This is a genomic window from Brevibacterium sp. LAARM3_SD1 (genome assembly GCF_057364765.1).
This window is the reverse complement of record NZ_JBNFOL010000006.1, coordinates 73,348-88,551: the sequence shown is the minus strand read 5'-3', so window position 1 is coordinate 88,551 and position 15,204 is coordinate 73,348. Positions and strand designations below refer to the sequence as shown.

The 15,204-nt window shown below is 65.8% G+C and carries 11 protein-coding genes, 1 tRNA gene and 2 pseudogenes; 11 read left to right on the top strand and 3 right to left on the bottom strand.

Features of this window, described 5'->3' with window-relative positions:
- The first annotated feature begins 116 nt into the window (after positions 1-116).
- The 10 genes and pseudogenes from AC2W7L_RS05200 to AC2W7L_RS05155 all read left to right on the top strand — a co-directional run bounded on the left by AC2W7L_RS05200 (position 117) and on the right by AC2W7L_RS05155 (position 11,043).
- Positions 117-884 (top strand): GntR family transcriptional regulator, encoded by a 768-nt coding sequence (locus tag AC2W7L_RS05200; RefSeq protein WP_486003554.1) that lies wholly within the window; start codon positions 117-119, stop codon positions 882-884.
- A 238-nt stretch (positions 885-1,122) separates the two neighbouring features.
- On the top strand, positions 1,123-2,139 hold the full coding sequence (iolC, locus tag AC2W7L_RS05195) for a 5-dehydro-2-deoxygluconokinase (RefSeq protein ID WP_486003553.1): 1,017 nt from the start codon (positions 1,123-1,125) through the stop codon (positions 2,137-2,139).
- Positions 2,140-2,222: 83 nt separating this feature from the next.
- Positions 2,223-3,116, top strand: a complete 894-nt coding sequence (locus AC2W7L_RS05190; RefSeq protein WP_486003637.1) for a class I fructose-bisphosphate aldolase — start codon at positions 2,223-2,225, stop codon at positions 3,114-3,116.
- A 3-nt stretch (positions 3,117-3,119) separates the two neighbouring features.
- Positions 3,120-4,106 (top strand): 5-deoxy-glucuronate isomerase, encoded by a 987-nt coding sequence (iolB, locus tag AC2W7L_RS05185; protein WP_486003552.1) that lies wholly within the window; start codon positions 3,120-3,122, stop codon positions 4,104-4,106.
- A 1-nt stretch (position 4,107) separates the two neighbouring features.
- Positions 4,108-6,008, top strand: a pseudogene (gene iolD / locus AC2W7L_RS05180) (3D-(3,5/4)-trihydroxycyclohexane-1,2-dione acylhydrolase (decyclizing)).
- Positions 6,009-6,102: 94 nt separating this feature from the next.
- Positions 6,103-7,017, top strand: coding sequence for a sugar phosphate isomerase/epimerase family protein (locus tag AC2W7L_RS05175; RefSeq protein ID WP_486003551.1), 915 nt, complete (start codon positions 6,103-6,105; stop codon positions 7,015-7,017).
- Positions 7,018-7,089: 72 nt separating this feature from the next.
- The gene (locus AC2W7L_RS05170; protein WP_486003550.1) at positions 7,090-8,118 is read left to right on the top strand and encodes a Gfo/Idh/MocA family protein; all 1,029 of its coding nucleotides are present in this window, start codon (positions 7,090-7,092) and stop codon (positions 8,116-8,118) included.
- A 35-nt stretch (positions 8,119-8,153) separates the two neighbouring features.
- Complete coding sequence (locus tag AC2W7L_RS05165) at positions 8,154-9,038, top strand: sugar phosphate isomerase/epimerase family protein (protein ID WP_486003549.1); 885 nt, start codon at positions 8,154-8,156, stop codon at positions 9,036-9,038.
- A 146-nt stretch (positions 9,039-9,184) separates the two neighbouring features.
- Positions 9,185-10,600, top strand: a complete 1,416-nt coding sequence (locus tag AC2W7L_RS05160) for a sugar porter family MFS transporter (RefSeq protein ID WP_486003548.1) — start codon at positions 9,185-9,187, stop codon at positions 10,598-10,600.
- 68 nt (positions 10,601-10,668) lie between these two features.
- Entirely contained in the window at positions 10,669-11,043 is a 375-nt protein-coding gene (locus tag AC2W7L_RS05155; protein WP_486003547.1) for a universal stress protein, read from the top strand.
- A gap of 84 nt (positions 11,044-11,127) precedes the next feature.
- On the opposite strand, the gene AC2W7L_RS05150 is transcribed toward AC2W7L_RS05155, so the two are convergent.
- Positions 11,128-11,841: a hypothetical protein gene (locus tag AC2W7L_RS05150; RefSeq protein ID WP_486003546.1), complete on the bottom strand. Its 714-nt coding sequence runs from the start codon at positions 11,839-11,841 to the stop codon at positions 11,128-11,130.
- A gap of 197 nt (positions 11,842-12,038) precedes the next feature.
- Positions 12,039-12,111 (bottom strand) — tRNA-Arg (locus AC2W7L_RS05145).
- 374 nt (positions 12,112-12,485) lie between these two features.
- Here AC2W7L_RS05145 and AC2W7L_RS05140 point away from each other — a divergent pair.
- A pseudogene (locus AC2W7L_RS05140) lies at positions 12,486-14,316 on the top strand (phosphoenolpyruvate carboxykinase (GTP)).
- A 139-nt stretch (positions 14,317-14,455) separates the two neighbouring features.
- Here AC2W7L_RS05140 and AC2W7L_RS05135 read toward each other — a convergent pair.
- Positions 14,456-15,118 (bottom strand): hypothetical protein, encoded by a 663-nt coding sequence (locus tag AC2W7L_RS05135; protein WP_486003545.1) that lies wholly within the window; start codon positions 15,116-15,118, stop codon positions 14,456-14,458.
- Between the last annotated feature and the right edge of the window lie 86 nt (positions 15,119-15,204).

Genomic DNA, 15,204 nt, shown 5'->3' with positions numbered 1-15,204 from the left:
ACAGGGCGTGCGGTGAGACCCGCAGTCCCGGGGACGCTGACCTGCGCGGGTCACCGTCCCCGGGCCGCGCATCCCCGAGTAAGCTCGAGACAGATCCCCCGACGAGGCAGGAGCCCATGGCACGCGAACCCGAGACCGAACTCCCCGCAGAGTTCTTCGGTCCCCTTGACCGCTCCCCCGGAGCCGTGCCGCTCTATGTCCAGATCGCGCGCAAGCTCGAGGCCGCGATCGCGACTGGGACGCTCGTGGCCGGAACCCGGCTCGAGAACGAGGTCGCAATGGCCAAACGCATCGGCCTGTCCCGGCCCACCGTGCGCCAAGCCATCCAGGACCTCGTCGATAAGGGCCTGCTCGTGCGCCGGCGCGGTATCGGCACTCAGGTCATCCAGCGACCGGTGGCCCGGCCCGTCGACCTCACGAGCCTCTACGAAGACCTTGAGAAGTCCGGCAATCCGCCTTCAACCGTCGTCCTATCCCACCGTGTCGAAGCCGCTGATGCCGAGACAGCCGAGCGACTCGGTGTGCCGGTGGGCACCCCCAGCCTCCACCTTCGTCGCCTGCGACTGGTCGGATCGACGCCGCTGGCGCTTCTGCACAATGTGCTTCCGGCCCCCTTCACCGACATCTCTGCCAACGAGCTCGTCAGCACTGGACTCTACGCGACCCTGCGCTCACGCGGGGTCGTCTTCTCGATCGCGCAGCAGCGCATCGGCGCGAAGGCCGCTGAGGACTCCGAGGCCGAGCTGCTCAATGTCGATCCCGGCTCTCCGCTGCTGACGATGAATCGCACGGCACTCGACCATTCGGGCGACATCGTCGAATGGGGCGACCACTGTTACCGCCCCGATCTCTACTCCTTCGAGACCACGCTCATCTCACGCTGAGCGCGTCTGTTCGCGCCCTCACCGCGGATGCCCGCGCCCGTTCGCGCCCCCTCGCGGGTGCCGATCCGCACTGCGATCGACGACGCCACCGCGACCCCTGTCATCGACATCGACACCTCCCGAGATTTTTCGGAACAGGGGGTGACGGGGCACTCGAACGGTGCTATTGTCATGACAAATACTTTGTCCTAACAAATAATCGTCACGGCATCGCCGCCGTAGAGAAGGATGGCTCACAATGACCTCCTCGCCGGGACCGGCTCCTCGCACCGAACCGTTCGACCTCATCACCATCGGACGCATCGGCGTCGACATCTACCCGCTCCAGGACGCCGTCGGTCTCGAAGAGGTCGAGAGCTTCGGCAAGTACCTCGGCGGTTCGGCCACGAATGTCGCGGTCGCCGCCGCCAAGCACGGGGTCGACTCGGCCGTCATCACCGCCACCGGCGACGATCCGTTCGGCCGGTACCTGCACAATGAGGTCGCCCGCCTCGGCGTCGACAACCGCTGGGTGGCCACGAACCCGAACTTCAACACCCCCGTGACCTTCTGCGAGGTCTTCCCGCCCGATGATTTCCCGCTCTACTTTTACCGCGACCCGAAGGCCCCGGACCTCGACCTCACCGAGGCTGACCTCGACCCCGAGCAGATCGCCTCGGCGAAGATCTTCTGGGCCACAGTCACCGGGCTGAGCGTCGAACCCAGCCGCAGCACCCATCACGCTGCCTTCGCCGCGCGCGGACGTGCCGAGCACACCGTCCTCGACCTCGACTACCGCCCGATGTTCTGGGAATCCCCGGAGATCGCCCACACCGAGGTGGCCCGTGCCCTCGAACACGTCACAGTGGCCGTGGGCAATAAGGAGGAATGCGAGATCGCCGTCGGTGAGACCGAACCCGAACGTGCCGCCGATGCCCTGCTCGACCGCGGAGTCGAACTCGCGATCGTCAAGCAGGGGCCGAAGGGCGTGCTCGCGAAGACCGCAGACGAACGGGTCGAGGTCCCGCCCTATCCGGTCGACGTCGTCAACGGCCTCGGCGCCGGAGACGGATTCGGCGGAGCCCTGTGCCGCGGACTGCTCGCCGGCTGGGACCTCGAGTACCTCCTCAAGTTCGCGAACGTCGCCGGCGCCATCGTCGCCACTCGCCGGGAATGCTCGACCGCGATGCCGACCACCGAGGAGATCACCTCCGTCATCGGTCACGCCCCCGTCTCCCCCGCTGTCGCGGCCGACACGAACGGAGTCCGCCAGTGAGCACCGACGCCACCACGCAGCCAGACGCCGCGACGACGCAGGCCGAGCCCACCACCTCGGCGAACCCGACCCCAACGTCGCCGATCATCGCCCCCGAGGCCTTCGCCGATCTCCGTCAGGCCCGCTTCACCGACCCCGGTGCCATCACCCGCGCCTGGCAGTCCCGCTCCCGCCGCTCGATCGCCGGGGATGATTCCCGCCTGTTCATCGTCGCCGCCGACCACCCGGCCCGCGGCGCGATGAAGGTCGGCGACGATGCCCTGGCAATGGCCGACCGCGCCGACCTCGTCACGCGCCTGGCCACGGCCCTGTCCCGCCCCGGCGTCGATGGGGTGCTCGCCACTGCGGAGATCCTCGACGATCTCGCCTTCCTCGGCCACCTCGAAGGCAAACTCGCCGTCGGCTCGATGAACCGCGGCGGCCTGGCCGGGTCATCCTTCGAGATCGACGACCGATTCACCGGCCACTCCGTGGAGCAGATGGCCCGCGACGGCATCGACCTGGCCAAGACGCTGCTGCGGATCAATCTCGACGACCCGACGACCCCCTCGGCGCTCGAGGCGAACGCCCGCGCCGTCGATGCCTGCGCCGAGGCGAAGATCCCCGTCATGCTCGAACCCTTCATGAACGAGTGGGTCAACGGCAAGGTGCGCAACCGGCTGACCCCCGAGGCGGTCATCAACTCCATCGGCATCGCCCAGGGACTCGGCGCGACCTCGACCCACACGTGGCTGAAGATCCCAGTCGTCGACGACATGGAACGGGTCATGGCCGCGACCACGCTGCCCACGCTCCTCCTCGGCGGCGAGCGCTCGGACGATCCCGAAGCGACGTTCCGCAGCTGGGAGTCAGCACTCGCGCTGCCCGGTGTGCGCGGACTCGTCATCGGCCGCTCCATCATCTACCCCGCCGACGGCGACGTCGTCTCGGCCGTCGACCGCGCCGCCGGACTCGTCCACGGAAAGGAGAGGATCTGAGTCATGGTCAACGAATGGTTCCACCCCGCAGGAAGCCTCGCACGCGAAGGATTCGACTCCGTCGTCGACGCCCGGATCGACGGCTGGACCCACACCGGATTCCGGTCCGTGAACTTGGGCGATGCCTCGGCCCTCACCCAGTCAACGGGCCCATCCACGGCCACGACCGCCTCGGTGAGTGACACCCGACCCACGAGCATCGAGCTGCCGGGCGCACCGGTCGAACGGGTCTTCGTCCCGCTTGCCGGCGAATCCTTCACCGTCGCCTTCACCCTGCCCGACGGCAGCACCGGAACACAGAACCTGGCCGGCCGGACCTCGGTCTTCCACGGCCCCGCCGACTGCCTCTACCTGCCCACCGGGACGAGCGCCACCCTGAGCTCCCCGTCCGGGCGGATCGCCATCGCCGAGGCGCCCACCACCGAATCCCGCCCCGTCCAGTTCCTGCCCGCCGCCGATGTTCCCGTCGAACTGCGCGGTTCGGGGATCTCGAGTCGTCAGGTCCACAACTTCGCGACTCCGGCAGGGCTCGACTGCGTGAAGATCATCGCCTGCGAGGTCATCACCCCCGGCGGCAACTGGTCGTCCTATCCCCCGCACAAGCACGACGAGGCGATTCCCGGCTCCGAGTCCCGCCTCGAGGAGATCTACTACTTCGAGACCGCGGTCTCCCGCGGATCCCAGGCCCCCAAGGCGGCCGATCCGTTCTCCCTGTTCTCGACGTATTCGTCGGCCGCAGGAGAGATCACCACCTCGGCGACGGTGCGCACCGGCGACATCGCCCTCGTCCCCTTCGGCTACCACGGCCCCCTGGCCGCCGCGCCGGGCTACGACAACTACTACCTCAACGTCATGGCCGGGCCCGACGAGGAACGCGTGTGGCTGATCAGCGATGATCCCGTCCACGGGTGGGTGCGCGAGGAATGGGAGAACCTCGAGTTCGACTCCCGCCTGCCCTATACCGCATCCGAGACTTCGAAGGAGAAGTGACATGACCACGATGACGGTCGCCCAGGCGCTCATCACGTTCCTGTCCCGCCAATACACCGTCGACGGCGACATCCGGCAGCGGAGCATCGCCGGCACATTCGGCATCTTCGGACACGGCAACGTCGCAGGCATCGGTCAGGCCCTGCGCCAGCTCGGGCACGAGGACCCCGCCGCCATGCCCTACCACCAGGGCCGCAACGAACAGGCCATGGTCCACCAGGCCGTCGGCTTCGCCCGGATGAATCGCCGGCGGTCCACCTTCGCCGCGGCCGCCTCGGTGGGGCCCGGTGCCGCGAACATGCTCACCGGTGCGGCCCTGGCCACGGCCAACCGCATGCCCGTCCTCCTCCTTCCCTCGGACACTTTCGCCACCCGCGTCGCCGATCCCGTCCTCCAGCAGCTCGAGCACCCGCACGATACGTCGCTGCAGGTCACGGAAGCATTCCGACCGCTCTCCCGGTTCTTCGACCGAATCGACCGTCCCGAACAGCTCTTCTCCATCGCCCTGGCTGCGATGCGGGTGCTCACCGACCCCGCCGAGACGGGTGCCGTGACCATCGCCCTGCCCGAGGATGTCCAGGCCGAGACCATCGATGTCCCGGAGGAGTTCCTCACCGAACGCGACTGGCACATCCGTCGCCCGCTGCCCGAGCCCGGGCCGCTCGACCGAGCCGTCGAGGCGATCCGAAACTCGCAGGAACCCCTCATCATCGCCGGCGGCGGAGTCCTCTACTCCGATGCCGAGGACGAGCTCAAGACCTTCGCCGAGGCGACCGGCATTCCCGTGGCCACCACCCAGGCCGGTGGCGGAGTCCTCGATCACGATCATCCGCTCAACCTCGGTGGGGTCGGCGCCACAGGATCGGCCGCGGCAACCGCATCGCCGCCTCGGCGGACGTGATCATCGGCGTGGGCACCCGCTACAGCGATTTCACGACGTCGAGTCGCACGGCCTTCGCTCATCCCGAGGCGAGCTTCGTCAACCTCAACGTCGCGAGCTTCGACGCGTACAAGCACGGCAGCCGCTACCCGATCGTCGCCGATGCCCGATCCGGTCTGCTGGGTCTGGGCGAGCGTCTCGGCGGATTCCGGGTCAGCACTACGCACAGCCGCAAGGTCGAAACCGAGAAGGCCGGCTGGGTCGCTGAGGTCGACGCCTCGACTGCTCTCACCGACGCGGAGCTGCCGGGCCAACCCGAGATCATCGGGGCCGTCAACCGCGCCACGGGCGCACGCGACGTCGTCGTCCAGGCCGCGGGCTCGCTGCCCGGTGACCTGCAGAAACTCTGGCGGACCCGCGACGCGCTCGGCTATCACGTCGAATACGCGTTCTCGTGTATGGGCTACGAGATCGCCGGCGGCCTGGGCGTGCGGCGGGCCATCGACGCCGCTGGCGATGACCGGGACGTCGTCGTCATGGTTGGAGACGGCTCCTACCTTATGCTCCACACTGAGCTCGTCACCGCTGTCGCCGAAGGACTCAAGCTCGTCGTCGTCCTCGTCCAGAACCACGGCTATGCCTCAATCGGGCACCTGTCCGAGACGGTCGGCGCACCGCGATTCGGCACCTGGTACCGGAAGTACGACGGCGAATCTCCCGAGTTCCGCACCGACGAGATCCTGCCCGTCGACCTCGCCGCGAACGCCCGCTCCTACGGCATCGATGTCGTCGAGATCGACCCCGGACCGTCCGCGAGCACCCACCTCGCCGAGGCGGTCAAAGCGGCCCGTGCCGCCGAGACCTCGACGCTCATCCACATCAACTCCGACCCTTTGGTCTACGCCCCCGACGGCGAGGGCTGGTGGGATGTGCCCGTCGCCGCCGCATCGACGATGCCCGAGACCCAGGACGCCCGCGCCGCCTATGAGGAGGAGCGCAGCACACAGCGACCACTGCTCTGACCGCGTTCAGATCACCTGCACATTACCCAACCCGATTCGAGACGCGGCCCCTCCCTCGATTCAGAACAAAACCATCGACACCAAGGAATCACCCATGACAACGCCGTCACTTCGCATCGGCACCGCCCCCGACTCCTGGGGAGTCTGGCTGCCCGACCACCCCGGCCAGGTTCCCTGGCAGCGCTTCCTCGACGAGGTGGTCGAAGCCGGCTACACCTGGATCGAACTCGGCCCCTACGGCTACCTGCCCACCGACCCGAACCAGCTGCGCGAGGAACTCGGCAGCCGCGGCCTCAAACTCTCCGGCGGGACCGTGTTCACGGGATTCCACAAAACCGATGACCAGTTCGACCGAGCCTGGAAGCAGGCCGAGGCCGTCGCGGCGCTGACCGCCGATCTCGGAGGCGAGCACATCGTCGTCATCCCCGACCTGTGGCGCTCGGACACGACCGGGCAGGCCCTGGAGTCGCGCACCCTCGACGACGAGCAGTGGACCCGCATGGCCGCCGGTCACGACGCCCTCGGCAAGGCACTGCTGGAGGAGTTCGGCCTCCACCAGCAGTTCCACTCCCATGCAGACTCCCACGTCGGCACGCATTCCGAGGTCGAACGCTTCCTCGAACTCACCGATGAACGCTTCACGAACCTCTGCCTCGACACCGGCCACTTCTCCTACTACGGAGGCGACAACCTGGGTCTCATCCAGGACCACCCGTCCCGTATCGGCTACCTCCACCTCAAGCAGGTCGACCCCGTGAAGATCTTCGACGTACTCAAATCCGACACTCCCTTCGGAGACGCAGTGGCCGACGGGATCATGGTCGAACCCGATCAGGGCATTCCGCCGCTCGACCCGATCATCGACGCCGTCGCCGCCCTCGATGAGAACATCTTCGCCATCGTCGAACAGGACATGTTCGGCTGCAGCGTCGACGCCCCCTTCCCGATCGCCCAGCGCACCCTGGAGACCATCCTCGGTTCGACGAAGGCCGCCGTCGTCGACCGCTGAGCGGCCCTCGACGAACAGCGCCCGAAGCACCTCAACACACAGACGCACCACCACAGACACACAGGAGTGAGAATGACCGCTACGGATCAGCCGCAGGAATTCAGGGTCGGCGTCGTCGGCGCCGGGATGATGGGCGCCGACCACGTCAAGCGCATCACCTCGACGATCAGCGGCGCCCGCGTGTCAGCGATCGTCGACCCCGATGAGGCCCGGCTCGCCGCGGCTCTCGAGAACGCTCCCGGCGCGGTCGGCTACACGCGGATTGAAGATGCTCTTAAGGCAGGTGCCGTCGACGGCATCCTCATCGCCACCCCCGGCTTCCTCCACGAGCAGGTCCTCCTGCCCAGCCTCGAGGCCGGGCTGCCGATCCTCTGTGAGAAGCCCCTGACGCCGGATCCGGAATCGTCGTGGCGGATCCTCGAGGCCGAACAGGCCACAGGCCGTCACCTCATCCAGGTCGGCTTCATGCGCCGCTTCGACCCCGAGTACCGGCAGCTGCGCGACCTCGTCGAAACCGAAGACGCCGGCGAACTCCTCATGCTCCGCTGCGCCCACCGCAATCCGTCGGTACCGGAGAGTTACGTGCAGGAGATGCTCATCAACGACTCGGTCGTCCATGAGTTCGATGTCGTGCCCTGGCTGGCCGGCTCCCCCATCGTCTCGCTCGAGGTCAAGCACGCCCGCCGCAACCGACTCACGCCCGAACGTCTCAAGGAGCCGATCCTCGTGCTCATGGAGCTCGAGAACGGAGTGCTCGTCGACCTCGAGATGAACGTGAGCATCCAGTTCGGCTATCAGGTGACCACCGAGGCGGTCTTCGACTCCGGAATCGCCAGGATCGGTGAGGCCCATGGCCTGCAGCTGTGGCACCAAGGTCGCTCCGGCCTGGCCGAGCACGCCGACTTCACCACCCGCTTCGCCGCGGCCTACGACAACCAGGTGCAGTCCTGGGTCGACGCCGCCAAGCAGGGTACCATCGCCGGGCCTTCGGCCTGGGACGGCTACAGGGTGGCCGTGGCCTGCCAGGAAGGTGTCGCCTCACTGCTCGACGGCAAGCCCCGCACGCTCGACATCCCCGAGACTCCCGCTTTCTACCTCTGACCGACAACCCGCCCACTGGATCACCTGGAGCACCGATGAAGATCGCCTACGATCCCACCCCGCTGCATCACACGCACCGACTGCTCGACTTCCCCGCCGCCACGGCGGAGCTCGGGTTCGAACACCTGCAGCTGACACCGCACCCGGATTTCGCCACCCACTTCCGCTACCCGAAGATGGACCGCGACCTCATCCGCCGATTCGCCCGAGCCGTCGACGCTGCAGGCATCACAGTGCCCGCCCTGCTGCCGGTGCAGCGGATCTCCTGGCCCGACGAAGCCAAACGCGTGGCAGCGGTGAAGAACTTCCGCCGCATCATCGAGATCGCCGTCGACCTCGGTGTGGACACCATCAACACCGAGTTCAGCGGCCGCCCGGAAGCATTCGAAGACTCGGAGGAATCGTTCTACCGGTCGATGGACGAACTGCTGCCGATCATCGAAAAGGAAGGGCTGCGGCTGAACTTCGACCCACATCCCGACGACTTCGTCGAAGACGGCCACGAGGCATGGCGGGTCCTGCGCGGACTCGACTCCGACTCCATCGGCTTCGTCTACGTCGCCCCGCACACCTTCCACTACGGTGACTGCCTCGAGACCCTCGCCGACGAACTCGGCGAGCGCCTCCGCGCGGTCTACATCTCCGATGCCTACGATCACCGGGCCTCACACGGGCTGCGGTACATCGCGAACCCGCCGACCACCTCGGCGAGGGTTCACCAGCATCTCAAGGCAGGAGACGGCGACGTCGACTTCGACGCGCTATTCGCCACTGTGGCGCGGACGGGATTCCTCGACCGTGAGGACAGCCTCATCGTGTCCAACGTCTTCGCCGAGAACGAGAACAACGAGGCCGTCAGCCGCTTCCAGAAGAAGCGGATCGACGAACTCATCAGCGAACAGGGAGGTCGGAGCGGCTGAGAACCCAGCCTGAGCGCACCACCTGCACCACTACTGAATAGCCATCCTCAACCGCACCGCCGCCAGGTGGTTCGGCTGCCCCGTCGCGCCGCATTTCAGCGGCAGCGTCGCACCGATTGAGAATCATTCAAAGGAGAGTGAAAGCCATGAGCGGTCAAGTGAAATCGCTGGTGGATCTTCCGCCCGACACCAAGGGTCCACACACCTCACGTCTGGGCATCATCGCCGTCGTCGCCACATTCGGCGGCCTGCTGTTCGGCTACGACACCGGAGTCGTCAACGGCGCCCTCGAACCGCTGACGCACGACTTCGGGCTGACCCCGCGGACGGAGGGCCTCGTCGTCAGCTTCCTCACCATCGGTGCCGCCTTCGGCGCAGTCGTCGGCGGGCGGCTCTCCGACGCCTTCGGACGACGCTCGAACATCATCCTGCTCGCCTGCTTCTTCATCGTCGGCACTCTGGCGTGCTCCCTGGCGCCGAACTGGCAGTTCCTGGCCGGGGCCCGATTGTTCCTCGGACTCGCCGTCGGTGCGGCTTCGACGACGGTGCCGGTCTATCTCGCCGAACTCGCCCCGTTCGAGAAGCGCGGCTCGCTCGTCACCCGCAATGAGGTGATGATCGTCGTCGGCCAGTTCGCGGCATTCGTCATCAATGCGATCATCTTCAACGTCTGGGGCGAGCACGACGGCGTGTGGCGATATATGCTCGCCGTTGCGGTGCTGCCGGCGATCGCGCTGCTCGTGGGCATGATCTTCCTGCCCGAGAGCCCCCGCTGGCTGATCTCGAAGAACCGCGACGGCCAGGCGCTCGAAGTCCTCAAGCAGGTCCGCTCCGACGAACGCGCGGAAGCCGAGATGAGAGAGGTCGAGCTGCTGGCCGAGCAGGAAGAAGTCGCCAAAACCGGCGGTGTCTCCGATCTGGCGTCGAAATGGGTCCTTCGGCTCGTCCTCATCGGCGTCGGCCTCGGAGTCGCCCAACAGCTGACCGGAATCAACTCGGTGATGTACTACGGCACTCAGCTGCTCACCGATGCCGGCTTCTCCGCTGATGCCGCGATCGTCGCGAACACCTTCAACGGACTCTTCTCCGTCCTCGGCGTCACCGTCGGCATCATGCTCATCAACCGTCTGCCACGGCGCTTCATGCTGCTCGGCGGATTCGTCCTCACCAGCTCGTTCCACCTGCTCATCGGCCTCTCCGCAGTGTTCCTGCCCGAGGGCACCTTCAAGGCCTACGCGATCCTCGTGTTCGTAGTCCTCTTCGTCTTCTCGATGCAGGGAACGCTCGGACCGCTCGTGTGGCTCATGCTCGCCGAGATCTTCCCGCTGAAGATCCGCTCGTTCGCGATGGGCATCTGCGTCTTCGCCCTCTGGCTGGCCAATGCCGCAGTCGCTCAGTTCTTCCCGAGCGTGGTCAGCGGCCTCGGCATTGCGAACACGTTCTTCCTCTTCGCCGGGCTCGGCGTGCTGGCGCTGCTGTTCATCTACTTCTTCGTCCCCGAGACCCGGAACAAGACCCTCGAGGACCTCGAAGCTGAGTTCCGCACGAAGTACGGTGAGTGACGTGACGAGTCCGTTCCCTCCCGCACCACACTCACCGTCCGTATCAGCGTCATCGTTCAACTTCTCCCGTGAAGGAGCCCATCATGTCGATCCTCGTCGCCGTCACTGACCGCGCGGAAGGTGCAGCTGCGGTCACCGCTGCCATCGCCGAAGCCAAGCTCTTCGACACCGATCTCGTCATCGTGCCCCTCGGCATCGCCGCGTCGTTCGACACCTCCGCGCTCGACGAGAGCGGAATCAGCTACTCCGTCGTCGCCCGCAAGGGACGCGGCGATCGCGATCCCGCCGAGGCGGTCCTCGACGAACTCGAGGAGCGCTCGGATGTCGACCGCCTCGTCATCGGGATGCGTCGCCGGTCCCGGGTCGGCAAGATGCTCATCGGCTCGGTGAGTCAGAGGCTGCTCCTCGATTCCCCTGTCCCGGTCCTCGCCGTCAAAGACTGAGGTCACTCCGGCCTTCGTTTCGCCCGGCGGCTGCCTCCGTTTCCGCCGAATCGCAGCCGCCCATCGTCGCCGCAGGCTGTCCGGCTACCTGACCCCGCCTCGACGGACGGGCGGGTGGCCGGGCAGCTGGCTGGCAGCATCCTCGGGGTTGCCCGTCAGTTCGACGACTCCGCGGTCAAGTGCCGCCTGCGCCAGCTGTGTGTGCCCCGTCGCAGAGGCGGTTCGAGCGATGGCCTCGAGCGCGTGCTGCGGAGGCTCCTTCCCCGTTCCCGCAAACCAGATCCACCGAGCGTCGATCGACCGCGGGAGCGGGTCGAGCGCCAGCGTGAATCGCCTGCGCCCGCGCCGGGCGTCCTCGGCCGAACAGGCAACGAAGTGGACACCGTTCTTCGTCCACCACGATGCCCGCAGAGTCGACTGCGCTATCTGCCCCTGCAGTCCGACCTCTTTGAGATACCTGTTCGCCCCGGTGACCCCGGCAATGCTGCCGGGGGTGATCTCCTGAAAGGGGATGACGTAGGGACGAATGCCCGGAGCAACGGAGCCGACGAGGAACCCGCGTTCACAGACGATGAGCCGCTCACCCGAGAGATAGAGAAGAATCACAGCGAACATCACTGCGAAGATGATGCCCGGAGCAATCGCGAGGACGAGCGTCTCCCCCGGGTTGATGAACGTCAGACCGGTGAAGAGCACCCAGCCGAGGACGAATGCCGTCACGGTCTTCGGCCCCGGGCGGTCGGCGAAGACCTCGATGACCTCGCCGAGCTCCTCACGGTGACGACGGGCCTTTCTCATCGCAGAACTCAACAGAACCCAACTTTCGGATCAATAGTCATGTTCAACCCGACCCTGCCCTGCTCTCTGCTGGGCAGGCGAGCCATCCTGTACACACTTTTTGGCCTATAACCCTCATCAACCCCAGATCGGCCGACTCCAGGCATACGAAAAAGTCCCTCACCGGCGATCCTGCCTGGTGAGGGACTTTCCTTCGGTGCGCCACGAGGGATTCGAACCCCCAACCTTCTGATCCGTAGTCAGATGCTCTATCCGTTGAGCTAGTGGCGCATGTCGCTCGGACTCACGCCCTGCAACTCGAACAACTATACACACCCGTTTCACCGAAGCTCAAATCGCATCCACGTGCGCTTCGCCACATTCGCACTCACGGTCAGAACCGCCTCGGCGAAAGGGGATGAAATCGCAGATTTCAGCCGACAATCATCGGAGAAACAATCAGTCAATGTAATGAAACAACACGTCATACGTTTGTTTCATTCACGTCAAACAGTGCCCGGCTGTGATCCAATGCACATCTTCGAGTGACCGAAACGCGCGTTTTTCGCTTCCGCCCCCATCCTACGGTGGATGTGTACCAACCGCTCGACGGACGCCAGCCGCCGGACACCTAACCCCATTCTCGATTGACCAGGAGACCACTCATGACTGTCCTCGACCATGATGTCGTCGCTGACCAGCTGAAGAACGCACCGACCGAAAACAAGTCGGTGCTCTCGTTCGTCAGCCGGATCGCCGCCCTGACCACCCCGGACGACATCGTCTGGATCGATGGTTCCGAAGCACAGAAGAACGAGATCGCTGAGAAGCTCGTCGAGGCCGGCACCATCCAGCGTGTCAACGGCACCAAGGACTCCTACTACGCGGCCTCCGACCCCGAGGACGTCGCCCGTGTCGAGGGCCGGACCTACATCTGCTCCGAGGACGAGAAGGATGCCGGTCCGCTCAACAACTGGGTGGCTCCCGCGGAGATGAAGGAAACCCTCAACCCGCTGTTCGAGGGCGCGATGCGCGGACGCACCATGTACGTCATCCCCTTCGTCATGGGCCACGCCGAGGCGGACCAGCCGATGTTCGGCATCGAGGTCACCGATTCGGCCTACGTCGTGCTCTCCATGCTCGTCATGGCTCGCTCGGGCAAGTACGCTCTCGATGCGATCGACGCACAGGACGCGAAGTTCGTCGAGTGCGTCCACTCGGTCGGCGCCCCGCTGGAAGAGGGACAGGAAGACGTCGCCTGGCCCTGCAACACCACCAAGTACATCACCCACTTCCCCGAAGAACGCGCCATCTGGTCGTACGGTTCCGGCTACGGCGGCAACGCGCTGCTGGGCAAGAAGTGCTACGCGCTGCGCATCGCCTCGGCGATCGCCCGCGACGAAGGCTGGCTGGCCGAGCACATGCTCATCCTCAAGCTGACGAGCCCGGAAGGCGTCGTCAAGTACGTCGCCGCGCGTTCCCCTCTGCCTGCGGCAAGACCAACCTCGCCATGATCGAACCCACCATCCCCGGTTGGAAGGCCGAGACCCTCGGTGATGACATCGCGTGGATGCGCTTCGGCGAGGACGGCCAGCTCTACGCCGTCAACCCCGAGTTCGGTCTCTTCGGCGTCGCCCCGGGCACCGGTTACACGACGAACCCGACCGCGATGCGCGCCATCGAGGCCGGCGGCAACATCTTCACCAACGTCGCTCTGACCGACGACGGTGACGTGTGGTGGGAAGGCAAGACCGACGAGGCGCCTGCTCACCTCACCGACTGGAGGGGCAACGCCTGGACTCCCGAGTCCGACACCCCCGCCGCTCACCCGAACTCGCGTTTCTGCACCCCGATCGCGAACGTGCCGACCCTGGCTCCCGAGTGGACCAACCCGAACGGTGTGCCGATCTCGGCCATCCTCTTCGGCGGTCGCCGCAAGACCACGATGCCTCTGGTCACCGAGACCAAGGACTGGACCCACGGCGTGTTCATGGGCTCGGTGCTCTCCTCGGAGACCACCGCTGCTGCCACCGGTGCCGTCGGCGTCGTCCGCCGCGATCCCATGGCGATGCGCCCGTTCATCGGCTACAACGTCGGTGACTACCTGCAGCACTGGATCGACATCGGCAACACCGAGGGTGCCCAGCTGCCGAAGATCTTCTACGTCAACTGGTTCCGCCGCGACGACGACAACTCCTTCCTGTGGCCCGGATTCTCCGAGAACTCCCGCGTTCTCAAGTGGGTCTTCGAGCGCGTCACCGGCACCGCCGATGCTCAGGAATCCCCGCTCGGCCTCACCCCGGTCGAAGGCGGCCTGGACACCGAGGGGCTCGACTTCACCGACGAGCAGCTGCGCAAGGCTCTCGCCATCAAGCCCGAAGAGTGGGAGACCGAACTCGGCCTCATCGAGGAATGGTACGCGAGCTCGGCGATTCGGTTCCGGCCGAACTCCGCGCCGAGGTCGAGAACCTTCGCGAGCGCCTCGGCCTCGCCTGAGTAGTTCGGCTGAGTCTCGCTTGATTGAGCAGTTCGACTGAGTTGCCGACGGCCTGAGTCGTCCGCTCATCGACAATCCCCCAACCGCCAACGAGGCGGTTGGGGGATTGTCGTATTCTGTGGAGGTTGGCGGGTCGCTTCAGTAATGCGGCGTCTGTGCCACGTGCACCTCACGGAGAAATACCAACACATCTCGCGGCCGCGCTTTGAGCTCCCTTAATACGCGGTAGGTGACCATTTCCGGCTTCCTGACGTTGCTGATCAGCGCATTCTGATGAACGGTCGCCCCGCGGGCAGAGATCGTCACGAACAGTGCATCCGGAAGCGGATACTTCCTCCAGTGGAACTCGCCTCCGACGTCGACGACGCCTGACCACGGCGTTGCGAACTGCCTGATGCGTCCGCCCGGTTTCCACCGTGAGGACTCCACCCCCCACCGCGAGACGACCAACTGTGGTCGCACAAAGGGAAAGACGAAAGTCCACAACACCGCTCCGAAGCCGAAGAGGACCAAACCAATGGCGAAGACCACTAAAAGGAAGAAGACCGGCCACCCGCCGAATCCAGAGGACGTTGGGTTCCAGGTCGAGCCCGGAGTGACGGTGAATGTAAGGAAGAGGGCTCCGACGAACAGCCAACTGCCGAGAGCGAGGGCAAATGTCTTAACAAGGTTCGTCCGCAGAACGACACGTCCATCGCGCCGCATCGCTGCATGCCATTGGTCGATGCGCCGACGATCGGCTTTGGCGATCTCCTTCTGCAGATCGGCGTAATATCGAGGGGTGCGCGGCGGAGTTCTCACAGGACGAGTTTAGGACGAAACCGCATGCCGCCCAGCAAGCGCGCCACGCGGCCCTCACGCGCGTCGCACACCCCCGCTGTCGTCGC